The sequence below is a fragment of the Streptomyces sp. NPDC047017 genome (assembly GCF_040644175.1).
Taxonomy (GTDB): domain Bacteria; phylum Actinomycetota; class Actinomycetes; order Streptomycetales; family Streptomycetaceae; genus Streptomyces.
Window position 1 is genome coordinate 71,877 of sequence record NZ_JBEYVW010000014.1, and the last position, 25,896, is coordinate 97,772.

A 25,896-nucleotide genomic window follows, 5' to 3' on the forward strand; every position below is an offset into this window, starting at 1 on the left:
GCTCTGCCGGGCGAGTTCACCGGGCCCGGCGGCACCCCACAGTGGTCCGGGCGGCTCGATCCCTTCTCGATCCCGGATCGAGAAGGGGGCGAGCGGCATCGCCGAGGCTGTGCCGGCGGCCGTCGTGGCCGACCCGACGAGAGGACCCGCATGTTCTCCAGCACGGCGGAATTCCACCACTGGTTCGCACAGTCCTGCGCGGCGCAGGCGCACCGGGTGACGCGAGTCCCCCTGGACCGGCTGGAGGGCTGGTCGCTGCAGGAGGGGACCGGCAACCTGGTCCACCGCAGCGGCCGCTTCTTCTCCGTCCAGGGGCTCGACGTCACACGGTCGGGCCGTGCCGTGGACGCCTGGCAGCAGCCGATCCTCGTCCAGCCGGAACAGGGCGTGCTCGGCATTCTGGTCAAGGAGTTCCACGGCGTCGCACACTGCCTGCTCCAGGCGAAGATGGAGCCGGGCAACGCCGTCCCGGTCCAGCTCTCGCCGACCGTGCAGGCCACCCGGAGCAACTACACCGGAGTGCACGGCGGACGCCCGGTGCCCTACCTCGGGCACTTTCTCGACCCCGGCCGGGGCCGCGTCCTGAGCGACGCGCTGCAGTCCGAGCAGGCGGCCTGGTTCCTCACCAAGCGCAACCGCAACATGATCGTCCAGACCGACGAGGACGTCCCCCTCCTGGAGGGGTTCTGCTGGCTGACCTTTGACCAGATCGCCGAACTGCTGCAGATCGACGACCTGATCAACATGGACACCCGTACGGTGCTCTCGGGCGCCGTCGGCCTGCGCCCGCCCACCGAGCCCGCACCCGACCCGGACTCCTTCCACGGCGCGCTGGCCGCCTCCTGGGACCCGCGGGGCCGGCCCCTGCACGGCAGTGCCCTGCTGCTGCGGCACCTGGCACGGGCCAAGGAGCGCTGCACCCTCACCCGCTGGCTCGTTCCCCTCGCGGACACCGCGCGGTGGACGATGCGCGACGGGGTCGTCGCGCACGACACGGGCCGGCACTTCACCGTGCTCGGAGTGCGGGTGGAGGCCTCCCACCGGGAAGTGCCCGGCTGGTCCCAGCCCATGCTCATGCCCAACAGCCGGGGCGTGGCGGCCTTCCTGGCGAAGCGGGTGAACGGGGCACTGCACCTGCTGGTGCAGGCCCGCGTGGAGACCGCGGCGCTGGCCCGCGTCGAACTCGCCCCCACCGTGCAGTGCCAGCCCGCCGACTACGGTCCCGGCGCGCAGGACGGCCGGGGCCCTGCCCCCCGTCTGGAGTTCCTGGACACCGTGCTGTCCGCCCGGCCCGACCAGATCCGGTTCGACACCGTGCAGTCCGAGGAGGGCGGGCGTTTCTACCACGCCCGGATCCGCTACGCGCTCATCGAGACGGACGAGGACTTCCCGCTGGAGGTGCCGCCCGCGTTCACCTGGATGACGGTGCGCCAGCTCATCGGGTTCGTCCGGCACGGCGGCCATCTGAACGTGGAGGCGCGCACCCTGCTGGCCCTGCTGGGCTTCCTGCCCGCAGCCCTGCCGGCCGATCCGGCAGGGACGGGCGAGCCGGCAGGGCCGGCGGGGACGGGCGAGCCGGCACGGGCGGCGGCTCACGCGTAGCCGGCGGTCACCTTCAGGCAGTCCTCGTACCGCGGGAGCAGGCCCCGAGCGCGGGCCTCGGCCAGCGTGACGGCGCGAGTGTCCCGCTCGGAGAGCGTCAGCGCGAGGTCCTCGGGCCAGGGCAGGGCGAGCTCCGCGTCGAACGGGTCGAGGGACTGCTCCAGGCCCGGCCGGTAGGGGGACGACACCAGATAGGACATCACCGTGTCGTCCTCCAGCGCGACGAAGGCGTGCCCCACCCCGACCGGGAGGTAGACCGAGCGGAAGGACACGGTGTCCATCGCCACCGTGTCCCAGGCGCCGAACGTGGGCGATCCCAGCCGGAGATCGACCACGAAGTCCTGTGCCCGGCCCCGGGCGCAGTGCACGTACTTCGCCTGCCCGGGCGGGGTGGTCGTGAAGTGCACCCCGCGCAGCACCCCCCGCGCCGACCGGTTGTGGTTGGTCTGCGCGACGGGCAGCGGATGGCCCACCGCCCGGGCGAACTCCTCGCCCTGGAGCGGGGAGGTGAAGATCCCCCGCTCGTCGTGATGCACCCGCGGGGTGAACACGTGGGCGCCCTCGACCGCCAGCGCCCGCACGGTGATCGGGGCGGCGGCGGGGAGGTGGGTCCCGTCGGTCTTCATCTGGCCTCCTGGCAGGGACGGGCGGCGGTGCCGCGGACCGCCACAGTGTGGGCGACCCGCCTGGAGCCGCGGTCGACGCCGGGGCCCGCCCGGCGGCTCCACCGGTACCCGAGCAGTACTGCGGCAGCCGCCCCGACCATCGGCGGCAGTACGCGGGCGGGGCGCACCCCACCGACACAGCCACCGAGAAAGGTGAACGATGACCGTTCCCAGCCGCCGGAGTTTCGTCGCCGGCACTCTCACGGCGGGCGCCGCCGTCGGGCTCGCCGCCGCCGGAGCCGTCCCCGCCCACGCCCAGGACAGGCCCGCCCCCCACCCCACACCCGGGGCCGGGGGCGGGGGCGCGGTCGTCACCCCCGAGGACCCGCGATACGCGGCCCTGTCGACGCGCGGCAGCAACAAGCGGTTCACCGCGCACCCCGACGCCTTCCGGCTCGTCACCACCACCGAGGAAGCGGTACGCGCGGTCGGCGACGCCGTGCGGACCGGCCGGCGGATCGCGGTCCGCAGCGGGGCCCACTGCTACGAGAACGTCGCCGGCGACCCGGCCGTGCGGCTGGTCCTGGACCTCGGCGCGATGGACGCCGTCAGCTACGACGCCCGCCGCCGTGCCTTCATGATCGAGGCCGGCGCCCAGCTGATGGACGTGTACAGGAAGCTCGACGCGGGCTGGGGTGTCACCCTGCCCGGCGGCACCAGCGCGACCGTCGCCCTGGGCGGCCACATCGCCGGCGGCGGCTACGGCGCTCTCTCGCGCGCCCTGGGCCTGGCCGCCGACTACCTGTACGCCGTCGAGGTCGTCGTCGTGGACGCGGCGGGCCGCGCCCGGGCGGTGGTGGCGACCCGGGAGCGCACCGACCCCCGCCGCGAGCTGTGGTGGGCGCACACGGGAGGCGGCGGCGGCAACTTCGGCGTCGTCACGCGCTACTGGTTCCGTTCCCCCGACGCCCCCCGCCACTGCGCCGACCCGTCCCTGCTGCTGCCCCGCCCGCCCCGCGACATCCTGGCCGGCATGGTGGGCTTCCCCCGCGAGGACATGGACCGGGCGTCGTTCCGCCGGGTGATCCGCAACCACGGCCGCTGGCACGAACAGCACAGCGACGCCGACTCCCCGTACACCGGGCTCTACGGCGGGCTGGTCTGCTACGGCCGCCCCGAGAGCGGCGACCCGGGCCCGGCGGCCAACTGCTACGCCTACATGGACGGCACCCGGCCGGACGCCGAACGCCTGCTGCGCGCCTACCTGCGCGCCGTCGCCGACGGCGCCGGCGGGTCCCCGCAGTTCTCCCCGATCACCAGCCGGTCCTGGATCGCCGCGGCCGAGTATTTGGCCGGGGCCCAGGACAGCGACGTGGGCCGCCACAAGCTGAAGTCGGCGTACCTGCGCCGCGGTCACGACAACGCCCAGGCCGACGTCCTGTACACGTACCTCAACAGCACCGGCAACCGGCACGACCTGTCCAACGTGACCTTCCACTCCTACGGCGGGCGGATCAACTCGGTCGCGGGCGGCGCCACCGCCTCCTCGCACCGCGACTCGGTCATCAAGGCGATCTACATGAACACCTGGCAGGACCCGGCCGCCGACCGGGCGGCCGTCGACTGGCTGCGCCGGTTGTACCGCGACGTGTTCGCGGCGACCGGAGGGGTCCCGGTGCCGGGCCGCGACACCGACGGCTGCTACATCAACTACTCCGACATCGACCTGGCCGATCCGCGGTGGAACACCTCCGGCGTGCCGTGGCAGCGCCTCTACTACAAGGACGCCTACCCGCGCCTCCAGCGCGTCAAGGCCGCCTGGGACCCCCGCGACGTCTTCCGCCACGCGCTGGCCGTCACGCCGGAGCACGTCCGATGAAGGTCCTGTTCGTCTCCTTCCCGCACCACACCCACTACTTCTCGATGGTTCCGCTGGCCTCCGCGCTGCGGACCGCCGGGCACGAGGTGCGGGTGGCCGGCCATCCCGAGATCACCGACCAGATCACCGCGGCCGGCCTGACGGCCGTGCCCGTCGGCACCGGTCCGTGGTACGCCGACGACCCGTGGGCGCCCGACCTCTTCGGCCAGCTCCTGGAGGAGGGGTCCGGACTCGTCCAGGGCTTCGACTTCACCGGCGAGGACCGCTCCCGGTGGACCCACGAGTCGCTGCTCGCCCTGGAGTCCGTCGCGGTATCCGCCCTGTACGCCTCGGTGAGCAACGACGCCATGCTCGACGGCCTCGTGGACTACGCCCGGCACTGGCGGCCCGACCTGGTCGTCTGGGAGCAGCACACCTTCGCCGGGGCGGTCGTCGCCCGCGCCGTGGGGGCCGCGCACGCCCGCCTGCTGCACGGGATGGACATCACGGTGCGGGCCCGGCAGGAGTTCCTGCGGCTGAACGCGGCGCTGCCGCCGGGAACCGCCCAGGACCCCACCGCGGAGTGGCTCGGCCGGGTGATGGACCGGTACGTGCCCGCACTCGGCTTCGCCGAGGAGATGGTCACCGGCCAGTGGACCGTGGACATCACCCCGCCCGGCTCCCGCTTCGACCTGGGCCTGCCCACGGTGGGCGTGCGCTACGTCCCGCACAACGGCGCCTCCGTGGTGCCCGACTGGCTGCGCGCACCGGCCGAGCGGCGCCGGGTCTGCCTGACCCTGGGCGTCTCCGGCGAGCTGGACACCTCGTTCTCCTTCGCCGAGGGGCTCGACGCGCTCGCCGACGTGGACGCCGAGATCGTCGCCACGCTCGGCGGTGCGGCCCGCGAGACGCTCACCGCGGTGCCCGGCAACGCCCGCCTGGTGGACTTCGTACCGCTCAACGACCTGCTGCCCACCTGCGCGGCGGTCGTCCACCACGGCGGCATCGGTACCCGCTCCACCGCCGAGCTCCACGGCGTGCCGCAGATCCTGCTGCCCTACGGCTGGGACACGGTCGCCAAGGCCCGCCGGGTGGAGGAACTGGGGTACGGACTGTGCCTGCCCGCCCACGAGCTGACCGCGGACGGCCTGCGCGCCGCGGTGCTGCGGCTGCTGGAGGACCCTTCGTTCGCCGGGGCGGCCGCCGAGGTGCGCGCCGAGATCCTCGCCGAGCCGACGCCCAACGATCTCGTGCCGGTCCTGGAGCGGATGACGGTCGCCGCCCGTCAGACGACCGAGGCGGCGCCGTCGACCGCCACCACCGTGCCGCTGGTGTAGCCCGCCTCGGGCCGCGCCATCCGTACGATCCACCACGCCACGTCCTCGGGCCGTCCCACCCGGCCCGAGGGCGTGCGGGCGGCCGCCTGCGCCTGATGGCGGGCGATGTCCTGCTCGCTCCAGCCCATGCGCTCACCGATCCCCGTGTCGGTCTCGCCCGGCGCCACCCCCACCGCGCGGATGCCGCGCGGTGCCAGCTCCACCGCCCAGGTACGGACGAGGAAGTCCAGCGCCACTTTGGTGGCCCCGTACACGGACAGGCCGGGGAACGCCCGTCGGCCCAGCGTGGCCGCGGTTCCCACGCACACCACCGTGCCGCCGGCGGCCTCCAGGCCGCCCAGCGCCGCCTGCGTCAGGAACAGCGGGGCCAGCAGGTTCGTCTCCACCTGCCGCCATGCCGCACCGCGGGTGAGGGACCCGGCGGGCTCGGGCAGCACGGCCGCGGCATTGTGCACCAGCACGTCGACGCGGCCCCACGACTCCATGGCCGCGGCCGCGACCCGCCGTGCGGCGCCCGGCGCCGTGAGGTCCGCCGTCAGGGTCCGGATGCCGGGGCAGGGGGCGGCCGTCGCCGCGAGGGTCTGCTCGGTGCGCCCCACGATCAGGACCTCGGCACCTTCGGCGGCGAAGGCCCGCGCGGTCGCCCGCCCGATGCCCGTCCCGCCCCCGGTGACGACAACCGTGCGCCGTGCCGCACCACTGCTGGGGGAATGCGTCATGTCCACGGACGCTAGCCACCCGTACTCGAAGGCCGCTCTAGCGCCCGTTGGGAAGGTGTCCTGGCCGAAAGGCGCCAGCCGGACCACCCCTCGCGCGGCCGGTTCCTCAGAGCCCCGGCGCCCGTTCCACCCACGCTCCGCCGCACCGGCGGTCCGCTGTCGAACCCTTTCAGGAGGCCAGGCATGTCCGTGCACACGTCGAAGGTTCCGGCGCCCCGGCCGCTGCCCGCGGCACCCGGGCGCGGAGCGGTGCGCGCGGGCACCGCCCTCGCCCTGCTCGCCGGCTGCAACGCGATGGTGCTGCTCGACGAGTCGATGGTGCAGATCGCCCTGCCCGGCATGAGCCAGGGACTGAACCTCACCCCCGTCGGCCTCGGCTGGGTCATCAACGCCTATCTGCTGACCTTCGGCGGACTGCTGCTGCTCGGCGGACGCATGGGCGACCTGCTGGGCCGGCGCAAGGTCTTCCTCGTCGGGGTCGCCCTGTTCACCGTGGCCGCGGCGCTGCGCGGCGCCGCCACCTCGGGGGAGTTCCTGATCGCCGTACGGGCCGTGCAGGGGATCGGCTCCGCCCTCGCCGCGCCCAGTGCGCTGGCCCTGGTGCTGAGCATGTCCGGCGAGGAGGGCGCGCGCAAACGGGCGATCGCCCTGTACATGGCGGTCGGCGCCGCCAGCACCGCCGGCGGGCTGCTGCTGGCGGGCACGTTCTCCTCGCTCGGCTCCTGGCGGTGGCTGCTGCTGCTGAACGTCCCGCTGGGCCTGCTGATCCTGTTGCTGGCGCCGCTGGTGATCGAGGAGACCACACCCAGCCGCGGCCGGTTCGACCTGGCGGGCGCCCTGGTGTCCACCCTGGGCGCCGTCGCGCTGGTGTTCGGCCTGACCCGGGCCGCCGAACACCCGTGGACGGACCTGACCGTCGCCGCACCGATCGCCGCCGGGGCGGCACTGCTGTTCGTCTTCTGGCGCATCGAGCGGCGGGCCCGTCAGCCCATCGTGGTGCTGCGCCTGTTCGCCGACCGCAACCGCACCTGGGCGTACACCACCACCTTCGCCGTCCAGGGCGCCCTGATCGGCACCGGCTTCTTCCTCGTCCAGTTCCTCCAGCGGTTCGCGGGCTACAGCCCGATGCTGACGGCCGTGGCGCTGACTCCGGTCGCCGCCGCGATGATCACCATGTCCGGTGCGGCGCTCTGGCTGGAGCGGCGGCTCGGGCCGCGCACCCTGCTGCTCGCCGGCGCCGTCCTGCTGCTCGCCTCCAACGTGTGGCTGTCCCGCCTGAACCCGGCCTTCGACTACAGCGCGGACGTACTGCCGGCGCTGCTGCTGTTCGGCACCGGCATGGCGCTGTGCGTGGTGCCCTCCGTCATCCTCGCCACCTCCGGCCTGCACAGCGACGAGGCGGGCGCCGCCTCCAGCGTGCACAACACCCTGCAGACCCTCGGCGCCTCGCTGGGGCTCGCGCTCCTGGTCACCGTCGGCACCCAGGCCGGACGTGGCGCCGAGCAGTCCCTGCCGGGCGGAGCCTCGCCCGAGGAAACCCTGAGCCGGGTGTTCGTGCACAGCATGTCGGCCAGCTTCCTGGCCGGAGCCGCCTTCGCCGCGACCGCGTTCGTCACCGCCTTGTTCATCCGACCCTCCGGTGTCGCCGCCGCGCACACCTCCCCCTCGTGACAGACAGGAGAAACAGCCGTGCGGTTTGGCTCCCTGGCGCGTTTCGGCGCCGTCGGGCTGATGTGGGGCATCAGCTACTTCTGGATCAAGGTCGTCTTCCAGGGCCTGAACTCGGCGCAGTTCAGCTTCTTCCGGATTCTCGTCGGCGCCGTGGCCATGCTCGGAGTGCTGCTGTTCAGCGGCACCCGGCTGCCACGCCGCCCCGCGCTCTGGGGCCGGCTGGTGCTCATCGCCTTCCTGGCCAACGCGCTGCCCGTGCTGCTGGTCGAGCTGGTGGACGACGCCGTGGGCGCCGACGCGGGCATGGTCTCGGTGTTCAACGCGAGCGTGCCGCTGTGCGTGGTCGTGCTGTACCTGGCGCGCCGCCGCACCGGACGCCTCCCGGCCACGTTGCCGGCGGGCCTGCTCGTCGGTTTCGCGGGTGTCCTGGTGCTGTACGCGCCCTGGAACGCGGGCGCCCAGTGGCTCTCGGCGGCCGCGGCGGTCAACGCCGTCGCGGCGCTGGCCTACGGCTGGTCCATGCTGCTGATGGAGAAGCTGATGAAGCCGGCCGCCGAGGACGGCCAGGACATGCGCCCCCTGGTCCTGACCACCTCGCAGGCGGTCATCGGGGTGGGCTGGGCCGCGATCAACATGCCGGGCAGCGGCTTCGACCGCGCCCCGCAATTCACCCCGGCCGTCGTCGGCGCGCTCCTGGTGCTCGGCGTCCTCAACACCGGCCTGGTGTACCTGTGCTTCGCCTGGCTGATCCGCGACGAGGGCGCGGCCAGGGCCTCCAGCGTGCTGTACGTCGTGCCCGTGGTGCTCACCCTGGGCATGGTCGTGCTGGAGAACCACCGGCTCTCCGGTCGCGAGGTGATCGGCATGGCCGTCATCGCCCTCGGCGTGGTGCTCGCCCGGCTCCCGCGGCACGCCCCCGCCACCGGCAGCCACCCGGCGCGGCCCCTGGCCGAGCCGACGTCCACCACCCGCTGACCCGGTCCGGGCCCTCGCCGGGCCCGGCCGGGGACCGAGACAAGGACCACACCTTGATCACTTTCATCAACCGCTTCACGGTCACCGGACCGACCGAGCAGTTCGAGCGCGCCTTCGACGAGACGTCCGCGTTCTTCGCCGCCCAGCCCGGCTTCGTACGCCACCGGCTGATGCGGCACGCCCAGGACCCCGCCGCGTACGCCAACGTCGCCGAATGGCAGGACGAGGAGTCCTTCCGCAAAGCCCTGGACCAACCGGAGTTCACCGCCCACCGCGCCGCGCTGAAGGCGCTCAGCACCAGTGACCCGAACCTCTACGTCCCGCTGTACGAGCGCTCCGCCTGAGACCCGGACGCCGCGACGGGCGCCGTACCGCCCCGCACAGCACGACGCCCGGCCGGGAAACTCCCGGCCGGGCGTTCCGTGCCCGCCCCGCAGGCCCCGCGTCCCCCTTCAGAGCCGGACGGGGAGCGTCAGCAGCCCGCCCGTCACCGGGGTCCGCCGGCTGCGCACCGCGGGGCCGGCCGCCCGCAGCCGCGGACCGGCCGCCGCGAACGCCACCACCGTCTCGGCCACGGTCCGGGCGAACGGCTCCAGAGGCACCCCGTACGGCGCGGGGACCAGCGGCCGCACCCCGTCCGGCCGGGCCCGGCCGGGATCGAAGACGTCGGGCCGGTCGAAGACCCGCGGGTCGCGGTTGGCCGCACCGACCACCACCGCCACCTCCTCCCCGGCCGCGATCCGCTGCCCGGCGACCCCGGCGTCGGCCGCCGCGGTGAACACGTGCACCTTCACCGGCGCGTCGTGACGCAGCGTCTCCGCCACCACCTCCACCGCCCACTGCCGCTCCTGCCCGGCCGGCGGCCCCCACTCCTGCGGACCGGCGACCAGCGCGCCCAGCGCCCCGGCGGCGGTCTCCCGCGCGGCACGCACCTCCACCACCGCCCTCAGCACGGCCCCCTCGCCCAGCAGTCCGCGCAGGACGGCCACGGCGCCCGGCAGCCGGGCGGCCTCCTGGTAGGCGGGCGGCGCCAGCGCCGCGTCGAGCGCGCCGGAGGCCGCAGCCAGCGCCCCGGCCAGCCGCTCCCGGTCCGTCCCGGTGAGACCGTGCAGGTCCGCCAGCACCTCGGCGGGAACACGGGCGGCGACCTCCGACACCAGGTCCACCTCCGTGCCCAGCCCCGCCCACAGCCGCGCGCACGCCTCCCGGGCCAGGGCCCGCACCCGGTCGTCGCCGGGCCGCTGCGCCGGGTCCGGGGCGGGCAGCCCCGCGTCCCAGGCCACCGCCGTCCGCGCACCGCCGGGCGCCGCCGGCAGGGCCAGCAGTTCGGCGGCGACGTCGTACCGGGCGCTCACCCAGGTGCCCAGGCGGCTGCGCCACAGGGGCCCGGCCTCCCGGAGACCGGCGTAGTGCTCCTGCGGTCCCGCGCCGTCGTACCCGCGCAGCAGCGCGGCGTACCGGTCGCCCTGCGCCCCGCGCAACCAGTGGATTCCCTGGACGAGCTGGAGCCGGCGGCCCAGCTCCTTCTCCGCCACGACCATCGTCGAGCTCCCCTCTCCCTCGCGGGCACGTGCGCGCCGCGGGCAGGCGCAGGCTAAGCGGCCCCGGCGGAGGACCGGTCGAGCGCCGCAGCCGCCCGCCGCTCCGCCCCGGCTCCAGAAGAGCTCGACCGGACACGGCGACGATCACCACTCGGTCGTTGAGTCGAGCCTGGAGGTGGCGTCGGTCGTGCCGATCCCCAACACACCCGAGGACCCGGTGGCGCACCCGGCCGCGCTGCTGCGGGAGATGGTGCGCATCCGCTGCGTCGAGGAGGAGCTGGCCGACCTCTACCGCGACGAGCAGGAGATGCGCACCCCCGTGCACTTCTCGGTGGGCCAGGAGGCCGCCGCCGTCGGAGTCTGCGCCGCCCTGCGCGCGAGCGACCTCGTCTACACCGGGCACCGCAGCCATGCCGCGTACCTCGCCAAGGGCGGCGATCTCACCGGCATGGTCGCCGAGCTGTACGGCAAGGAGACGGGCTGTTCGAACGGGCGCGGCGGGTCGGTGCACCTGACCGACCGGGCCGTCGGCTTCGCCGGATCGGCCGCCATCCTCGGCGAGATGATCTCCGTGGCCACCGGTGCCGCGTGGGCCCTCGCCAAGCGGGGCTCCTCGCGGGTCGTCGTCACCTTCTTCGGCGACGGCGCCTCCGAGGAGGGCGTCTTCCACGAATCCCTCAACTTCGCGGCGGTGCACCGCGTCCCGGTCCTCTACGTCTGCGAGAACAACGCGTACTCGATCTCCTCCCCGCTCTCGGCCCGCCAGCCGGCGAACTCCGCGAACACGGGGATCACCGAGCGGGCCCGGGCGTACGGGATCGCCGCCGAGCGCCTCGACGGCAACGACGTCGCACTCGTCCACGAGGCCGCCCGGCGGGCCACCGCGCACTGCCGGGCGGGCCTTGGCCCCTACCTCCTGGAACTGGACACCTACCGCTGGCGCGAGCACGTCGGCCCCGGCTTCGACACCGGAATCGACCGCCCCGAGCCGGAGGTCGAGCAGTGGCTGGAGCGCTGCCCGGTCCGCCGCGGCACGGCGGCCCTGCGCGCACAGGAGCCGGACGCGGCGGAACCGGACGCCGGGGAACTCGTCGCCCGCTGGGACGAGCAGTTCCGGGACGAGACCCGCCTCGCGGTCGCAGCCGCCAAGGCCGCCCCCTACCCCACCGCGGACCGACTGACCGACGGGGCCTACGGGCGCCCGGCCGTCGCGAGCTGACAGGAGCGCACCATGAGCCGCACGCTCACCTACGCGCAGGCGATCGCCGAGGGCACCGTCCAGGCGATGGAGGCCGACCCGAGCATCCTGGTCGCCGGGCAGAACGTCGACGATCACAAGGGCTCCTACGGCACCACCCGCCCGGCGTTCGAACGCTTCGGCGCCCAGCGGGTCGTCGACACCCCCAACAGCGAGAACGCCGTGGCCGGCATCTGCGTCGGCGCCGCCGACCAGGGGCTTCGCCCCCTCGTGGTGCACACCCGGGCCGACTTCATGTTCCTGGCCATGGACGCGATGATCAACCTGGCGTCCAAGTGGCGCTACATGTACGGCGACAAGGGCGGTGTGCCGGTCGTCATGCGCGGCGTCGTCGGCCGCGGCTGGGGTCAGGGCGCCACCCATTCGCAGAGCCTGCACGCGACGTTCGGCCACTTCCCCGGACTGTACGTCGCCGCACCGGCCTCCCCGGCCGACGCCAAGGGCCTGCTGGCCGCCGCCCTGCGGGCGGACACCCCGGTGGTGCTGATGGAGAACCGCTCCCTCTACCCCCTTGAGGGCGAGGTGCCCGAGGAACTCACGCCCGTGCCCTTCGGAGCAGGCCGGCTGACCCGGCACGGCACCGACGTGACCGTGGTCGCCGCCTCCCTGATGGTCCACGAGGCCGAGCGTGCCGCCGACCTGCTCGCCCGACAGGGCGTCAGCGTCGAGGTGGTGGACGTACGCAGCATCCGGCCGCTGGACGAGGACCTCATCTGCGAGTCGGTCGCCCGCACCGGCCGCGTCGTGGTCGCCGACACGAGCTGGGCACGCTACGGCTTCTCGGCCGAGGTCGCCGCGGTGATCGCCGAACGCGTCCCGGGCGAGCTGCGCGCCCCGGTCCGCCGGATCACCCCGCCCGACTGCCCCGCCCCGGTGTCCTGGCCGCTGGAGGAGGCCTTCCACCCCAGCGCCGCGAAGATCGCCGGGGCCTGCCTCGACCTCGTCGGCTCCGACAGGAGCACCGTGCCCGTACTGACCGGGGTGGACGCCGGATTCAGCGGACCGTACTGACCGGGGCGGGTGCGGCGGACCGTACTGATCCGCACCCCGCCGCACCCGCCCCTCGTGCACCCGGCGCACCCCCGCGCCCACCCGAGCGAGCGAAAGGCACGAGACGTGGAACCGAGCAGGTCGGCCGTGGTCGCCGAAGGGCTCCGCAGGAGCCACGGCACCGCCAAGGTCCTCGACGGGCTCGATCTCCTCGTCCCGCGGGCCACGGTGCGCGGGCCGAGGCCGCGGGCTTCGACGTCGTCCGGCAGGCGGCCCAGGTCCGCCACCGCATCGGACTCGTCGGCCAGCACGCGGCCGTGGACGAAGTCCTCAGCGGCCGCGAGAATCTGGTGACGTCCGGGCGGCTCCACCACCTGTGCCCCGCCGTCGCCCGCCGCCGTGCGGACGCACTGCTGGAGCACTTCCGCCTCACCGGCACCGGCACCGGCGGCAAGCCGGTCAAGGACTACTCCGGCGGCATGCGCCGCCGCCTGGACCTGGCGGCGAGCATGGTGCTGGCCCCGCCGGTGCTCTTCCTCGACGAACCGACCACCGGCGCCTCGTGGATCGCGCAGCACGCGACCGTGACGGCCGTGCTCTGGCCCCTCGTACTCACCGCGGTCTTCTTCCCGCCGGCCGTGAACCGTTACCGCCCTCTCACGAGCTGACACGACGGGGGCCGGCCGGGCCCGCGCCCGCCCGCGGAACACCCCCCCCGCACCGACCCCCAAGGAGAAACCCGATGGCCCTGCGCCCCCGAGCCCTGGCGGCCGCCGCGGCGGCACTCGTGCTGCCCCTGCTCGTCGGCCCCGCGACCACCGCGACCGCGACCGCCCACAGGCCGACCGCGACCGCCCACAAGCCGGGCGAAGCGGCCTGCACGCCGTTCACCTCCCGGGTGGCCGTCGCCGAGGGAGCCCGCGCCGACCAGCGGATCTCCGGCACGCTCTGCACCCCGCGCGGTCCCCGTGCCACCACGGTCCACCTGCTGGTGCACGGCGGCACCTACGACCGCGGCTACTGGACCGTGCGCGGCCGCGGCGGCGGCCCCTCCTACATGGAGGCGGCCACCGCCGCCGGACACGCCGCGCTGGCCTTCGACCGGCTGGGCAGCGGCACCAGCTCCGCCCCGCACAGCTCCCGCTACACCGACACCACCCACGAACTGGTGACCCTCCAGCTCATTCGCACCCTGCGCGAGCGCGGCTACCGCAAAGTCGTCCTGGTCGGCCACTCCTTCGGCGCGACGGTGGCCCGCATGGTCGCGGCCAAACACCCCGACGCCGTCGACGGCCTCGTGCTCACCGGCGAGGGCGCCCCGCCCAACAACGCCTCCTTCGAGCAGATGCTGGGCCTGTACATGCCCGCCGGGCAGCACCCGCTGCTGGCCGGACGCCGCCTCGACGACGGCTACCTGGCCCTGCGCACCGGCGGCAAGGCCGACTGGTTCTACCACCGCGGGAGTGCCGAACCCCGGGTACTGCTGCACGACGAACTCACCACCGAACCCGGCGTCTACCCCACCGACCCCGCCTACGGCGACGTCGCCCTCAACCGGCACATCCGCGTCCCCGTCCTCGTCGTCGTCGGCCAGGACGACAGACTCATCTGCGGCGGTCAGGGCACCGACTGCTCCAGCACGGACTCCCTCAAGGCCGCCGCCGCCCCCCTGTACGGGCCCCGGGCCAAGCTGGAGGCCCTCGCTGTTCCGGCCACCGGGCACAGCCTCAATATGCACCGCACCGCTGCCGTGTGGTACGCCTACGCCCAGGACTGGACCAAGCGCCGGGTCGACGACGGGAGTTGACCGAACGGCCGGATCAGGAGGCGGAACAGATGGTGTGGATGTCGCGTGAGCAGGCAGGCCTGCTGGCGCAGTGCGCGGTGGTCTTCGAGCCGGGAGACCCGGCACGCACCGGACGACTCGCCTTCCGCAGCCCCGACGGCCCGCCCGGCAGCGGCCTCGACGCACTGCCCTTCGGCGACAGCGGCGAGGCCGACCTGGTCACCGACGAGAGCGGCACCCTGACCGTGCGCCGTTTCCCGGTCCTGCGGCTGACCGTGGCCGAGGCACTGCCCGCCCTCACCCTGGCCCGCCGGCTCCACACCCGCGGGGCGCACCCGGGCGACCCCGCGGACCCCACCCCCAGCGCGTCCGCCGCGTTCTGGGGCGCCGCCACCGCCGCGGGCCTGCACCTCGCCGCCCGCGGCCGGCTCCTCGCCGGCGTCTCCGCCACCAACCACGACACCTGGCGGGCCGGTCCGCTCGCCCCCGAGGACGTCCAGCACCTGCGCGAACTGGCCGCCGCCGCACCGGCCGAGGCGCTCGCCACCCCGCTGGCCGTCCCCGAGGACGGCCCCCTGCTGTTGCCGGACATCGCCGACCTGCTCCGCTCCTTCGTCGACGCGGTCGCCGACACCCTGCCGCGCACCGCCGCCGCCCCGGCCGCGGCCGGCCGGCCGGCCTTCGCCGCCATGGAACCGCAGTACGTCCCCCAACTGCGCGCCTGGGCCGAGGAGATCTCCCAAGGACTCGCCTCGGGCATCAGGCTCGCCCTGCGTGTGGACCTGATGCCCGCCGGCGACGGCGAGCCGCCCGCGCTGCGCCTGGTGCCCCAGGTCTCCAGCCCCGACGACCCCACCCGCAGCGCCGACGCCGACGAACTGTTCGCCTCGGTCGAGGCCGCCGGATTCGGACGGCGCGCCCAGGACAACACCATCGCGGCCGTACGGCGGGCCGCCGAGGTCTGGCCGCCCCTGTCGCGGCTGCTGCCGGTGCCCTCCGCCCTCGACCTCGCCGACCACGAGGTCCGCGACCTGCTCGGCAGCACCACCGACCGGCTCGCCGCCCAGGACGTCGAGGTGCTCTGGCCCACGGACACCGTCCGCTCCCTCGTCCCCCGCGCCGTCGTCGGCGGCGACCGCACCCCGCCCACCGACCTGCGGTCCTTCTTCGGCGGCGACGGCACGGTCGGCCTGCGCTGGCAGTTCGACCTCGACGGCCAGACCCTCACCGAGCAGGAGAACGCCGAACTGGCCGCCTGCGACCAGGCGCTGGTCCTGCTGCGCGGCCACTGGGTGCTGATCGGCACCGACACCGCCCGCAAGATCCGCGAACGCGACCTCGAACCGCTCACCGCCATCGAGGCACTCGCCGCCGCCCTCACCGGACACACTGAGATCAGCGGCACCCAGGTGAAGGTCGCCCCCAGCGCCTGGCTGCTCGCCCTCCGCCGCCGCCTGGCCGATCCGGACGGCGGCGGCGAACCCGTCGAGCCGCCCGCCGCCCTCCACGCCACCCTGCGCGACTACCAGCTGCGCGGCCTGCGCTGGCTGGACCGCATGACCTCGCTGGGCCTCGGCGGCTGCCTCGCCGACGACATGGGCCTGGGCAAGACCGTGCAGCTGATCGCCCTGCACCTGCTGCGCCAGGAGCACCCGGACAGCGCCGGCCCCACCCTCGTCGTGTGCCCCGCCTCCCTCCTGGGCAACTGGCAGCGCGAGGTGGGCAAGTTCGCCCCCGGCACACCCGTCCGCCGCTACCACGGCCCCCAGCGCACCCTGGAAGGCGCCACGAAGGGCTTCGTCCTGACCACGTACGGCACCATGCGTCTCGACGCGGAACGGCTCGGCGCGCACCGCTGGAGTGCGGTCGTCGCGGACGAGGCCCAGCACGTCAAGAACCCGCACTCCAGCACCGCGAAGGCACTGCGGCTCATCCCCTGCGACGCCAGGATCGCCCTGACCGGCACCCCGGTCGAGAACAACCTCTCCGAACTGTGGGCCGTCCTCGACTGGACCACCCCCGGGCTCCTGGGCGGCCACAGCCGCTTCCGCACCCGCTGGGCCGCCGCCATCGAGGCCGAACGCGCGGAGCGCGCCGAATTCGGACCACCACCGGGCGAGGAGGGGGTGCACGGCCCCACCGCACAGCGGCTGGCCGAACTGGTCCGTCCCTTCCTGCTGCGCCGCAGGAAGTCCGACCCGGGGATCGCCCCCGAACTCCCGCCGAAGACCGAGACGGACCACCCGGTCGCCCTCACCGCCGAGCAGCGCACCCTGTACGAGACCCACGTCCGCGAGACCATGGCGCAGATCCAGTCCACCGACGGCATCGCCCGCAGCGGCCTGGTGCTGAAACTCCTCACCGGCCTGAAGCAGATCTGCAACCACCCCGCACACTTCCTCAAGGAGGCGCAGGACACCCGCCTGGCCGGCCGCTCCGGCAAGCTGGAACTGCTCGACGAACTGCTCGACACCATCTCCGCGGAGGACGGCGCCGTCCTGGTCTTCACCCAGTACGTCACCATGGCGCGCCTGCTGGAGGCGCACCTGCACGCACGCGGCGTGCCCACTCTGCTGCTGCACGGCGGCACTCCGGTGCCGCGCCGCGAGGAGATGGTCCGCCAGTTCCAGGACGGGGAGGTGCCCGTGTTCCTGCTCTCCCTCAAGGCGGCCGGCACCGGACTCAACCTCACCCGCGCCGACCACGTCGTGCACTACGACCGCTGGTGGAACCCCGCGGTGGAGGCCCAGGCCACCGACCGCGCCTACCGCATCGGGCAGACGCGCACCGTCCAGGTCCACCGGATGATCTCCGAGGGCACGGTCGAGGACCGCATCGCCGCCCTGCTCGAAGCGAAGAAGGACCTCGCGGACGCGGTGCTGGGCTCCGGAGAGCAGTCGCTGACGGAACTGACCAATGACGAGCTGGCCAACCTGGTCGAGCTGAGGAGCGAGGCATGAGCGGCAACGACACGGACGCACGGGGCTTTCCGGCCTTCGCCGCGCGCCGCGGCGGCCGGGTACGCGGTCAGTCCTGGTGGGGCAAGGCCTGGGCGGACGCGCTGGAGGACACCTCCCTCGACGAGGACGCGTTGAAAAGAGGCCGCGCCTACGCGCGCACCGGCCGGCTCGGACCGATCACCGTCAGCCCCGGCCGCCTGTCCACCACCGGCTACGAGGACGGCGATCCGTTCCAGACGGTGCTCACCCTGCACGAGCTCGACGACGCCGCATGGGAGTCGCTCTGGGAGAAGACCGCCGCACTGCCGGAAGTCGCCGACGGCCTGCTCGCCGGTGAACTGCCGCCCGACCTGCTGGAAGCCGCCGAGGACGCACGGGTGAGCCTGCTGCCCGGCTACGGCGACCTGGAGGCCGACTGCGACTGCGACGCCTTCGAGTACGTCTGCACGCACGCGGCCGCACTGAGCTACCAGGCGTCCTGGCTGCTGGACAAGGAGCCGTTCCTGCTGCTTCTGCTGCGCGGACGCAGCGCGTCACAGGCTCAGGAGGAACTGCGTTCCGTCGTACTGATGCAGGCGATCGCGGGCGGTCTCGGCAGCGGTGGGAGGAGGCAGGAGACGAAGCCCGCCGCGGCGCCGCTGCCCGACGGCATCCCCGCCGAGGAGGTGTTCGGGCGCGCTCCGGCGGCGCTGCCCGCGCTGCCGCCGCTGCCCGCGCCTCCTATCACCGCGCACGCGTCCACCGCGTCGATCGGCACCGACCCGCTCGATCGGCTGATCACCGGCGCGGCCGTGCGTGCCCGCGAACTGCTCGCGTACACGCACGGACTGACCGCCGCGCCGCCGGCACCGCTGGACCTGTGGCGGGACTGCGTACGCATCGCGGCCACCGGACCCGACACCCGGGTCCTGGCCCGGCTGCGGGAGACCTCCGGCAACCCGCAGCGGTTCGAACGGGCGGTCGAGGCATGGCGATGGGGTGGCAGCACCGGGCTGGACGTGCTGGAAGAGGCATGGACGCCGCCGCGGCAGGACACCGCCCGCGCCCGCCACGCCCTGGCCGCGGGCTGGGAGCAGGACGAACTTCCCGAGATCGACGTGCACGCCAACCACTGGACGCTGACCGGCCGCGGACTCCAGCTCCGCTACGGCCGGGACGGCCGGTGGTACCCCTACCGGCAGGAGGACGGCCGGTGGTGGCCGGCCGCCGCACCGCACGAAGACCCGGCCGACGCCCTCGCCGACCTCCTCGACGGCTGAACCGCGGGACGCGCAGGGCCCGGGACGGCTCCGCTTCCGTCCCGGGCCGCACTGCTACAGGTCCACCACGACGCGCTCCCCACGGGCCCGCGAGACACACGGGTACATCACGTCCGTACGCCCGCGCTCGTCCGGCGAGAGCACATGGTCGCGGTGGTCGGGCGTGCCCCGCAGCACGCGCAGCTCGCAGCTGCCGCACAGCCCGTCCTCGCAGGACGCGGCGAGGCCGGGCGCCTCCTCCCGCAGCGCCTCCAGCGCCGACTGGCCGGCCCCCACGCGCACCACCGCGCCGCTGCGGCCGAGTTCGACCTCGAACGGCAGCTTCTCGCCCCCAGCACTGTCCGGGTCGGCCTCGAACCGCTCCAGATACAGCTTCCCCGCCGGGCAGGCGGTCTCCATCAGCCCTTCGACGGCCCGCATCAGCCCAGGGGGGCCGCAGCAGTACACGGCCGTGCCCACCGGGCCGGCCGACAGGTACGCGGCCAGGTCGGGACGGTCCGTCACATCCCTTGCGTACACGAGGACGCGCCCGGTTCCGTACCGCTCCAACCGCTCCAGGAACGCCATGGAGGCGCGGCTGCGGCCCACGTACACCAGCCGCCAGTCGGCGCCCCGCCGTTCCGCCTCCTCGATCATCGGCAGGAAGGGGACGATCCCGACGCCACCCGCGACGAACAGGAACGCGGGCGCCTCGACCAGCGGGAAGTGGTTGCGCGGACCGCGCACCGTGAGCCGGTCGTGCACGGTCAGGCCGTGGACCTCGGCCGAACCGCCCCTGCCCGCCGGGTCCCGCAGCACCGCCACCCGGTACGCCGAGCCGTCCGCGGGGTCACCGAACAGCGAGTACTGGCGCACCTTCCCGGAGGGCAGGACCAGGTCGAGGTGCGCACCCGGCCGCCACGGCGCGGTGGCGGCCCCCGAGACGGGAACCAGCCGCAGGGCCACGACGTCCTCGGCCGGCCTCTCGACGGCCTCGACGCGCACCGCCACGTCCCCGACGCGCGCCGAAACCGCACCGGAGCCCGGGGCCCGCGCGGGCACGACCGCCCGGGTCTGTGCGTACCGGCGCCCGCGACGGGTGCGCCCCCACGGCTTGTACACCGACAGCACGCCCGTGAACACCAGCACACCGAACACCGGCGGTACGGTCCAGGCGAGCAGGGTGCCCTCCGTGCCGGGCGTGTAGCCGCCGCCCTCGGCCGCGGCGGCCTTCTCGGCGGCCGTCAGCACCAGCGGATGGGTGTACACCCAGGCGAACACCGCGACGCCCAGGGTGAGCACCCACTTCACCAGCACCCACCAGTGGCGCATCAGGCCCCACGGCGTGCCGCACCCCAGCAGCACGCCACTGGCTCCGCAGATCAGGCTGACCAGGGAGACGGTGCTCTCGTCGAAGACGTACATGGCGTAGTACGCGCCCTCGGCCACCCCGGGGTCCGAGGTGAGGTAGCCGATGAGCGCGAGCGTGGCCATCGACAGGGACAGGCCCACCCAGCCGACCGACGACAGGATGTGCAGGGCGAGCGTCACCTTGCGCCCCCTGCCACTGAGCCGGAACGGCTTTCGCGCCCGTCCGGTCGGGGGAGCGTCCGGCGGCCCCTGGCTCCCCGGCACCTCCTGGGGCTCGTCCGGGGTCGAGGGGGACGGTTGCCGGGTCAGGGTTGCCAAGGCGGCCTCGCTTTCGTCTCGCGTGTCGTACACGGGGATGCGCGCCGCATGCGCCTGCCCACGGGCGCCCGGCGGCCTGTCCACCGTGACGGCCGGCGCTGGAGTCCCGCTCGCGCGCCCGCGTACAGACCGGACCGTCAGCCGACGGGCACCTCGATGCCGTCGAGGTACGTCGCGAAGGACCGGAGCCCCGGATGCCCGGAACGGAGCGCCTCGATGTCGGCCCGGTACCCGTGCTCCTGAAACCACTCGAACATCAGGGCGATGTCGGGGGCGTTGGGGAGGTGCGGGTTGTGCGCCAGCGCGTCCAGCGAAAGCTCCTCGAACCGGGCCGGCAGACCCGAACGCGCCGCGAACGCCTGCGCGACCTCCGTCGCGGTCAGGGCGTCACCGGCGATCTCCACCGCCCGCCCCACGTACGCCTCCGGCCGGTCGAAGGCCTCCGCGGCGAAGTACCCGATGTCGTCGACCGCGATGAACTGCACCCGGGTCCCGGGCTTCAGCGCCAGCCGCACGACCAGCGTGCCGTCCACCAGCTCCGGCCCGTGGGCGGCGAAGTTGTCCATGAAGAACGTCGGACGCAGGACGGTCAGCGGCACACCGGTGCCCGTGAGATACCGCTCGATGCCCCGCTTCGAATCGAAGTGCGGGACCCCGCTCTCCCGCTCCGCTCCGCCCACCGACGTGTACACCACATGGCCGACTCCCGCCGACTTCGCGGCCCGCGCGAGCGCCCGTCCCTGGCGGACCTCACCCCCCGGCCCGGCCGGGGTCATGAAGTTCTGCACGGCGAACAGACCGTGAAAACCCTCCAGCGCCGAGCGCAGCGAGGACTCGTCGTCCAGGTCGCCGCGGATCAGCTCCACACCCAGGTCCGCGAGCGCCCGCGCCCGCTCGGCGGCCGGGTCCCGCACCAGCGCCGACACCGGCCGGCCCCGGCGGACCAGCTCACGCGCCACCGCCCCGCCCTGCAGACCGGTCGCACCGGTCACCAGGATCCTGCTCATCTGCCACTCCTTCGGATGTGTATGTGCGGTGCCACTGCCGGTCAGCCGAACAGGGCCGCGTTCTCCACGGCCCACTGGCGGTAGGGGCGCGGCTCGCGCCCGGTCAGGTCACGCACCGCGCTCGTCGGCCTGGCCCACGGCACCTCGGGGCTGCGCAGGGCGGCCACGTCGGACTCGGCCGCCGCGCGGTCCCCGGTGATCCTGGTGAACACCTCCACGACCTCCTCGGGCGGCGCCACCGAGAACTCCAGCTCCCGTCCCAGCACCTCGCCCAGGATGCGGGCCTGCTCCTGCGAGGTCAGCGTCTGCGGACCGGTGAGCAGGTACGACTTCCCCCGGTGGCCGTTCTCGGTCAGCGCGACCACCGCGGCCGAGGCGATGTCGTACTCGTCGATCGGAGCACCGGGGTTGTTGCCGATCCAGCAGCGCACCGCACCCGACTCGCGGACCGTGGAAGCCCACCAGGAGGTATTGGCGTGGAAGGGACCGGGCCGCAGGAACGTCCACGGCACCCCGCACTCCTCGATCACCACCTCGGCGGCCCGGTGCTCCCGGGCGATGCCGTGCGGCAACGGATGCTCGACGCCGCCGGAGGACAGCAGTACGAGCCGCGAGGTGCCGGCCGCACGGGCGGCGGCCGCCACGTGCGCCGCCTGACCGCCCACGTCGCCCGAGAGCACCACCAGAGCCGCCGACACCCCGTCGAAGGCCGCCTTGAGCGAGTCGGGATCGGCAGGACTGCCCGCCACCACCTCCGCACCCCGGGGCAGACCCGCCTCCCCGGGCGTACGGCTCAGCGCCCGGACCGGGTGGCCCAGCGCGAGAAGCCGGCCCACGGCCTCCCGGCCGACCTTGCCGGTGGCTCCCGTGACCAGGAACATGCTCATGCCCTCCAGCCCTGCGGCTCCGGCCACGGGGAACCGAGCTGCCGGTACGTGCCCTGGTAGTCGGGCCAGTCGCGGTGGTCACGGATCTTGCCGTCGACGAAACGGATGAGGTGGATCTGCTCCCCGGAGAAGACCCGCCCGGTGGCGGCCATCCCGACGAGTTCGCCCACGTGGCGGCCGTACAGCACCAGAGAAGCGCGCACCCAGTCCCCCCGCTCCTCCAACTGCACCTCCTCCAGGCGGGCCTCCTGCGAGAACGTCATCCGCAGCCACTTGACGGCCATGGCGAAGGAGTCGGGACCACGCAGGTCCATGTGCTCCATCGAGGCGGGGTTCAGGTAGTCGGGGTGGATGTACTCCGCCACATCACCGGTTTCACCGGTGTTGTATGCCTGGATCATTCGGCGCACGGCGTCTATCTGACTGCTCATCGCATTCCTTCCGCGGGAAATGTTCTGGGCTCTCCGGGTCTTTCGCAATCCTGCTCGGAAAGAAGCCGGGCGGACAACCTCCCACAACATCCCGGGAAGGCAATTCGACACAGCATGCACCAGGAATCGAGCTGCGTTCGAGCGGGACTTCCGCGATACAGACGCGCACCCCCGCCCTCAAGCGCCGCTCGGGCAGCCGTCGAGCGCGCCGGGAAAGAGTCGGGCCCACCCATGCCCCTGACGGAGGTAGACCCATGACGACACAGACCCCCACGGTGGCCCTGGTCACCGGCGGCACCAGCGGGATCGGACTGGCCGTGGCACGCGACCTCGCCCGCCGCGGCCATCGGGTCTTCCTCTGCGCACGCACCGAGCAGCAGGTCAAGGAGAAGGTGGCAGAACTGCGCGCCGAGGGCCTGGACGTGGACGGCACCACCGCCGACGTCCGCGACCCCGCCTCGCTCCAGGCGCTCGTCGCATCCGCCGTCGCCGCCTTCGGCCCGATCGGCATCCTCGTCAACAACGCCGGCCGCAGCGGCGGCGGCCCCACCGCCGACCTCACCGACGAACTGTGGGAGGACGTCATCGCCACCAACCTCACCAGCGTCTTCCGGCTGACCCGCGAAGTCCTCAAGAACGGCGGAATGGAAGGCTCCGGCCGCGGTCGGATCATCAACATCGCCTCCACCGCGGGCAAGCAGGGCGTTGTGCTCGGCGCCCCCTATTCGGCCTCCAAGCACGGTGTCGTCGGCTTCACCAAAGCCCTGGGAAATGAACTCGCTCCCACCGGAATCACCGTGAACGCCGTCTGCCCGGGATACGTCGAAACCCCGATGGCCCAGCGCGTGCGCTCCGGCTACGCGGCCGCCTACGACACCTCCGAAGAGCAGATCATGCAGAAGTTCACCGCCAAGATCCCGCTCGGCCGCTACTCCACCCCCGAGGAGGTGGCCGGCCTGGTCGGCTACCTGACCACCGACACGGCCGCCTCCATCACCGCGCAGGCCCTCAACGTCTGCGGCGGCCTCGGCAACTTCTGACCCCGGAAGGCCCCCCGGGCCGCCCCGATCCCCGGGGAAGAACCCGCGAGGTCCACCGGGTGCGCACCACACCCGCCAGGGCGACCGGCGCCGTCCCCGCCGGAGCGGCCCGGTGCCCCGGCCGGCCACCGGTGCCCCCGCCGGGCCGGGCAAGGAAGCCGTACGACAGCACCCGGTCCTCCCCGGAACCCCACCGGGACCCGCACCGGGAGAACCGGAAGGGTCCGCATGAGCACGCGCCGAAGGACGGCCGCCGACAGCCGACAGCACCAGCCCGGCCCCCGCACCCCCGCGGACGCGCCGTCCCGCACCCCCGCCGGCCCGCCCCGGACACTGCCGCCCGGACCGGCCGGCACCGCCGGGACACCGCTCTCGGCGGCACCGGTGACGGCCTCGATCCGTATCTCCCGCGGAAACCCCACCTCCGAGGAGACAGCCGCCGTGGCAGCACTGCTCATCGCCGCACTGCGCCGGCTGCACGACAGCGGCCCGGCCACCGCCGGACCGCAGATCCCCAGACCGCCCCACCGCTCCCGGCCGACCTACCGCGCGCCGGACTCCTGGGCCTCCTGACCCCATCCGGCCCCACCAAGGACTCCCGAGGAAGGCCGGGTCCCCCTGGCCCCGGGGCCCCGGGGCCAGGGGGGCGACGAATCCGAACACCGTCCCGGAGGAACTCCATGACCCTCAGCGACGTCTCCCCCGCCCGCATCCAGGACCGCACCGCGGAACTGGCCGAGACCAAGGCCCGCGCCGTCGCCGGACCCGACCCCGAAGCCACCGAACGGCAGCACGCCAAGGGCAAACTGACGGCACGCGAGCGCATCGAGACACTCCTCGACGACGGCTCGTTCCACGAGATCGAAGCACTCCGCCGCCACCGGGCCACCGGATTCGGCCTGGAGGGCAAGAAGCCCTACACCGACGGAGTCGTCACGGGGTGGGGCACCGTCCACGGCCGGACCGTCTTCGTCTACGCGCACGACTTCCGCATCTTCGGCGGCGCCCTCGGCGAAGCCCACGCCCAGAAGATCCACAAGGTGATGGACCTCGCGCTGTCCGCAGGCGCCCCGCTGATCTCCCTGAACGACGGAGCGGGCGCCCGCATCCAGGAGGGAGTCACCGCCCTCGCCGGCTACGGAGGCATCTTCCGGCGCAACACCCGCGCCTCCGGAGTGATCCCGCAGATCTCCGTGATGCTGGGCCCGTGCGCCGGCGGCGCCGCCTACAGCCCCGCCCTCACCGACTTCGTCTTCATGGTCCGCGACACCTCACAGATGTTCATCACCGGCCCGGACGTCGTCAAAGCGGTCACCGGCGAGGACATCACCCACGACGGCCTCGGCGGCGCCGGCGTCCACACGTCCGTCTCCGGCGTGGCGGCCTTCGCCTACGACGACGAGGAGAGCTGCCTGGAGGACGTACGCTTCCTGCTGTCGCTGCTGCCCTCCAACAACCGCGAAACCGCGCCCCGCGAGCACACCGGCGACCCCGCCGACCGGCGCAACCACAACCTCCTGAGCCTCGTCCCGGCCCACCCCCACCAGGCCTACGACATCCGCTCGGTCATCGAGGAGATCGCCGACGACGGCGAGTACTTCGAAGTCCAGCGGGCCTGGGCCCAGAACGTGGTCTGCGCGCTGGCCCGCTTCGACGGTCACGTGACCGGAATCGTGGCCAACCAGCCCGTCGCGGCTGCCGGAGTCCTCGACATCCACGCCAGCGAAAAGGCTGCCCGCTTCGTCCAGTTCTGCGACGCCTTCAACATCCCGCTCCTCACCCTCGTCGACGTGCCCGGTTTCCTCCCCGGCGTCGACCAGGAGCACAACGGCATCATCCGGCACGGCGCCAAACTGCTGTACGCCTACTGCGACGCCACCGTCCCGCGCATCCAGCTGATCCTTCGCAAGGCCTACGGCGGCGCGTACATCGTCATGGACTCACGTTCCATCGGCACCGATCTCTCCCTGGCCTGGCCCACCAACGAGATCGCCGTCATGGGCGCCGAAGGCGCCGCCAATGTCATCTTCCGCCGCGAGATCGCGGCAGCCGAGGACCCGGACGCCGAACGGGCACAGAAGATCAAGGAATACCGAACCGAACTGATGCACCCCTACTACGCGGCCGAGCGCGGCCTCGTGGACGACGTCATCGACCCGGCCGAGACGCGCTCCGCGATCATCGGCGCACTCACCATGCTGCGGAGCAAATACGCCGAAACCCCCGCCCGCAAGCACGGCAACCCGCCGCTGTGACGCGATGGGCGACACACGGCGGCACCTACGCAGCACACACCGCGCGG

The 25,896-nt window shown here is 73.6% G+C and carries 21 protein-coding genes and 1 pseudogene; 15 read left to right on the forward strand and 7 right to left on the reverse strand.

Annotation, left to right across the window (positions count from 1 at the left end; translation table 11 throughout):
* Nucleotides 1-150: 150 nt before the first annotated feature.
* Nucleotides 151-1,602 (forward strand): NDP-hexose 2,3-dehydratase family protein, encoded by a 1,452-nt coding sequence (locus ABZ858_RS23310; RefSeq protein ID WP_361381734.1) that lies wholly within the window; start codon nucleotides 151-153, stop codon nucleotides 1,600-1,602.
* On the opposite strand, the gene rfbC is transcribed toward ABZ858_RS23310, so the two are convergent.
* Nucleotides 1,593-2,228: a dTDP-4-dehydrorhamnose 3,5-epimerase gene (rfbC, locus tag ABZ858_RS23315; RefSeq protein ID WP_361381737.1), complete on the reverse strand. Its 636-nt coding sequence runs from the start codon at nucleotides 2,226-2,228 to the stop codon at nucleotides 1,593-1,595. The genes ABZ858_RS23310 and rfbC overlap by 10 nt on opposite strands.
* Nucleotides 2,229-2,427: 199 nt before the next feature.
* On the opposite strand from rfbC, the gene ABZ858_RS23320 reads away from it, so the two are divergent.
* On the forward strand, nucleotides 2,428-4,086 hold the full coding sequence (locus ABZ858_RS23320; RefSeq protein WP_361381740.1) for an FAD-binding protein: 1,659 nt from the start codon (nucleotides 2,428-2,430) through the stop codon (nucleotides 4,084-4,086).
* Nucleotides 4,083-5,402, forward strand: a complete 1,320-nt coding sequence (locus ABZ858_RS23325) for an activator-dependent family glycosyltransferase (RefSeq protein ID WP_361381743.1) — start codon at nucleotides 4,083-4,085, stop codon at nucleotides 5,400-5,402. Before ABZ858_RS23320 ends, ABZ858_RS23325 begins: the two co-directional genes overlap by 4 nt.
* Here the strand turns inward: ABZ858_RS23325 and ABZ858_RS23330 are convergent.
* Entirely contained in the window at nucleotides 5,351-6,121 is a 771-nt protein-coding gene (locus ABZ858_RS23330; protein ID WP_361381746.1) for an SDR family oxidoreductase, read from the reverse strand. The two genes, ABZ858_RS23325 and ABZ858_RS23330, sit on opposite strands and share 52 nt — an antisense overlap.
* 183 nt (nucleotides 6,122-6,304) lie before the next feature.
* On the opposite strand from ABZ858_RS23330, the gene ABZ858_RS23335 reads away from it, so the two are divergent.
* Genes ABZ858_RS23335 through ABZ858_RS23345 form a run of 3 tightly spaced genes read left to right on the forward strand, consistent with a single transcriptional unit; the run spans nucleotide 6,305 to nucleotide 9,111 of the window.
* A complete protein-coding gene (locus tag ABZ858_RS23335) occupies nucleotides 6,305-7,792 on the forward strand; it encodes an MFS transporter (RefSeq protein ID WP_361381749.1) in 1,488 nt (495 codons plus the stop codon).
* Between the two features lie 18 nt (nucleotides 7,793-7,810).
* The gene (locus ABZ858_RS23340) at nucleotides 7,811-8,767 is read left to right on the forward strand and encodes an EamA family transporter (RefSeq protein WP_361381752.1); all 957 of its coding nucleotides are present in this window, start codon (nucleotides 7,811-7,813) and stop codon (nucleotides 8,765-8,767) included.
* A 53-nt stretch (nucleotides 8,768-8,820) separates the two neighbouring features.
* Nucleotides 8,821-9,111 (forward strand): antibiotic biosynthesis monooxygenase family protein, encoded by a 291-nt coding sequence (locus ABZ858_RS23345; protein ID WP_361381755.1) that lies wholly within the window; start codon nucleotides 8,821-8,823, stop codon nucleotides 9,109-9,111.
* A gap of 108 nt (nucleotides 9,112-9,219) precedes the next feature.
* Here ABZ858_RS23345 and ABZ858_RS23350 read toward each other — a convergent pair whose 3' ends face one another.
* The gene (locus ABZ858_RS23350; RefSeq protein ID WP_361381758.1) at nucleotides 9,220-10,308 is read right to left on the reverse strand and encodes a cytochrome P450; all 1,089 of its coding nucleotides are present in this window, start codon (nucleotides 10,306-10,308) and stop codon (nucleotides 9,220-9,222) included.
* A 187-nt stretch (nucleotides 10,309-10,495) separates the two neighbouring features.
* Between ABZ858_RS23350 and ABZ858_RS23355 the strand changes: the two genes are divergently transcribed.
* The 6 genes and pseudogenes from ABZ858_RS23355 to ABZ858_RS23380 all read left to right on the forward strand — a co-directional run bounded on the left by ABZ858_RS23355 (nucleotide 10,496) and on the right by ABZ858_RS23380 (nucleotide 18,561).
* A complete protein-coding gene (locus tag ABZ858_RS23355) occupies nucleotides 10,496-11,527 on the forward strand; it encodes a thiamine pyrophosphate-dependent dehydrogenase E1 component subunit alpha (RefSeq protein WP_361381761.1) in 1,032 nt (343 codons plus the stop codon).
* Between the two features lie 12 nt (nucleotides 11,528-11,539).
* Nucleotides 11,540-12,577, forward strand: coding sequence for a transketolase C-terminal domain-containing protein (locus ABZ858_RS23360; RefSeq protein WP_361381764.1), 1,038 nt, complete (start codon nucleotides 11,540-11,542; stop codon nucleotides 12,575-12,577).
* A 105-nt stretch (nucleotides 12,578-12,682) separates the two neighbouring features.
* Nucleotides 12,683-13,113 (forward strand): annotated as a pseudogene (locus tag ABZ858_RS23365) (ATP-binding cassette domain-containing protein); the annotation flags it as partial.
* A 185-nt stretch (nucleotides 13,114-13,298) separates the two neighbouring features.
* Nucleotides 13,299-14,363, forward strand: coding sequence for an alpha/beta hydrolase (locus ABZ858_RS23370; RefSeq protein ID WP_361381766.1), 1,065 nt, complete (start codon nucleotides 13,299-13,301; stop codon nucleotides 14,361-14,363).
* 29 nt (nucleotides 14,364-14,392) lie between these two features.
* Entirely contained in the window at nucleotides 14,393-17,302 is a 2,910-nt protein-coding gene (locus ABZ858_RS23375) for a DEAD/DEAH box helicase (RefSeq protein ID WP_361381769.1), read from the forward strand.
* A complete protein-coding gene (locus ABZ858_RS23380) occupies nucleotides 17,299-18,561 on the forward strand; it encodes a hypothetical protein (RefSeq protein ID WP_361381772.1) in 1,263 nt (420 codons plus the stop codon). Before ABZ858_RS23375 ends, ABZ858_RS23380 begins: the two co-directional genes overlap by 4 nt.
* Before the next feature lie 54 nt (nucleotides 18,562-18,615).
* On the opposite strand, the gene ABZ858_RS23385 is transcribed toward ABZ858_RS23380, so the two are convergent.
* The 4 genes from ABZ858_RS23385 to ABZ858_RS23400 all read right to left on the reverse strand — a co-directional run bounded on the left by ABZ858_RS23385 (nucleotide 18,616) and on the right by ABZ858_RS23400 (nucleotide 22,554).
* Nucleotides 18,616-20,091: a PDR/VanB family oxidoreductase gene (locus ABZ858_RS23385; protein WP_361381775.1), complete on the reverse strand. Its 1,476-nt coding sequence runs from the start codon at nucleotides 20,089-20,091 to the stop codon at nucleotides 18,616-18,618.
* A gap of 275 nt (nucleotides 20,092-20,366) precedes the next feature.
* Nucleotides 20,367-21,236 (reverse strand): NmrA/HSCARG family protein, encoded by an 870-nt coding sequence (locus ABZ858_RS23390; RefSeq protein WP_361381778.1) that lies wholly within the window; start codon nucleotides 21,234-21,236, stop codon nucleotides 20,367-20,369.
* 41 nt (nucleotides 21,237-21,277) lie between these two features.
* Nucleotides 21,278-22,123: an NAD(P)H-binding protein gene (locus ABZ858_RS23395; protein ID WP_361381781.1), complete on the reverse strand. Its 846-nt coding sequence runs from the start codon at nucleotides 22,121-22,123 to the stop codon at nucleotides 21,278-21,280.
* A complete protein-coding gene (locus ABZ858_RS23400) occupies nucleotides 22,120-22,554 on the reverse strand; it encodes an ester cyclase (RefSeq protein WP_361381784.1) in 435 nt (144 codons plus the stop codon). The genes ABZ858_RS23395 and ABZ858_RS23400 overlap by 4 nt, the downstream gene beginning before the upstream one ends.
* Nucleotides 22,555-22,808: 254 nt before the next feature.
* Between ABZ858_RS23400 and fabG the strand changes: the two genes are divergently transcribed.
* The 3 genes from fabG to ABZ858_RS23415 all read left to right on the forward strand — a co-directional run bounded on the left by fabG (nucleotide 22,809) and on the right by ABZ858_RS23415 (nucleotide 25,849).
* Nucleotides 22,809-23,594 carry a 3-oxoacyl-ACP reductase FabG gene (gene fabG / locus ABZ858_RS23405; protein WP_361381787.1) on the forward strand — a complete coding sequence of 262 codons (786 nt, stop codon included), beginning with the start codon at nucleotides 22,809-22,811 and terminating at the stop codon, nucleotides 23,592-23,594.
* Between the two features lie 228 nt (nucleotides 23,595-23,822).
* Entirely contained in the window at nucleotides 23,823-24,167 is a 345-nt protein-coding gene (locus tag ABZ858_RS23410; protein ID WP_361381790.1) for an acyl-CoA carboxylase epsilon subunit, read from the forward strand.
* A gap of 107 nt (nucleotides 24,168-24,274) precedes the next feature.
* Nucleotides 24,275-25,849 carry an acyl-CoA carboxylase subunit beta gene (locus ABZ858_RS23415; RefSeq protein ID WP_361381793.1) on the forward strand — a complete coding sequence of 525 codons (1,575 nt, stop codon included), beginning with the start codon at nucleotides 24,275-24,277 and terminating at the stop codon, nucleotides 25,847-25,849.
* Nucleotides 25,850-25,896: the final 47 nt, after the last annotated feature.

Excerpts from the sequence above, each read along its gene's own strand:
- ABZ858_RS23360 (WP_361381764.1), top strand. The coding sequence starts at position 11,540 with ATGAGCCGCACGCTCACCTACGCGCAGGCGATCGCCGAGGGCACCGTC.
- ABZ858_RS23395 (WP_361381781.1), bottom strand. The coding sequence starts at position 22,123 with ATGAGCATGTTCCTGGTCACGGGAGCCACCGGCAAGGTCGGCCGGGAG.
- ABZ858_RS23320 (WP_361381740.1), top strand. The coding sequence starts at position 2,428 with ATGACCGTTCCCAGCCGCCGGAGTTTCGTCGCCGGCACTCTCACGGCG.
- ABZ858_RS23415 (WP_361381793.1), top strand. The coding sequence starts at position 24,275 with ATGACCCTCAGCGACGTCTCCCCCGCCCGCATCCAGGACCGCACCGCG.
- ABZ858_RS23335 (WP_361381749.1), top strand. The coding sequence starts at position 6,305 with ATGTCCGTGCACACGTCGAAGGTTCCGGCGCCCCGGCCGCTGCCCGCG.
- ABZ858_RS23375 (WP_361381769.1), top strand. The coding sequence starts at position 14,393 with ATGGTGTGGATGTCGCGTGAGCAGGCAGGCCTGCTGGCGCAGTGCGCG.
- ABZ858_RS23370 (WP_361381766.1), top strand. The coding sequence starts at position 13,299 with ATGGCCCTGCGCCCCCGAGCCCTGGCGGCCGCCGCGGCGGCACTCGTG.
- ABZ858_RS23410 (WP_361381790.1), top strand. The coding sequence starts at position 23,823 with ATGAGCACGCGCCGAAGGACGGCCGCCGACAGCCGACAGCACCAGCCC.
- ABZ858_RS23325 (WP_361381743.1), top strand. The coding sequence starts at position 4,083 with ATGAAGGTCCTGTTCGTCTCCTTCCCGCACCACACCCACTACTTCTCG.
- ABZ858_RS23380 (WP_361381772.1), top strand. The coding sequence starts at position 17,299 with ATGAGCGGCAACGACACGGACGCACGGGGCTTTCCGGCCTTCGCCGCG.
- ABZ858_RS23390 (WP_361381778.1), bottom strand. The coding sequence starts at position 21,236 with ATGAGCAGGATCCTGGTGACCGGTGCGACCGGTCTGCAGGGCGGGGCG.
- fabG (WP_361381787.1), top strand. The coding sequence starts at position 22,809 with ATGACGACACAGACCCCCACGGTGGCCCTGGTCACCGGCGGCACCAGC.
- ABZ858_RS23350 (WP_361381758.1), bottom strand. The coding sequence starts at position 10,308 with ATGGTCGTGGCGGAGAAGGAGCTGGGCCGCCGGCTCCAGCTCGTCCAG.
- rfbC (WP_361381737.1), bottom strand. The coding sequence starts at position 2,228 with ATGAAGACCGACGGGACCCACCTCCCCGCCGCCGCCCCGATCACCGTG.
- ABZ858_RS23310 (WP_361381734.1), top strand. The coding sequence starts at position 151 with ATGTTCTCCAGCACGGCGGAATTCCACCACTGGTTCGCACAGTCCTGC.
- ABZ858_RS23400 (WP_361381784.1), bottom strand. The coding sequence starts at position 22,554 with ATGAGCAGTCAGATAGACGCCGTGCGCCGAATGATCCAGGCATACAAC.
- ABZ858_RS23330 (WP_361381746.1), bottom strand. The coding sequence starts at position 6,121 with ATGACGCATTCCCCCAGCAGTGGTGCGGCACGGCGCACGGTTGTCGTC.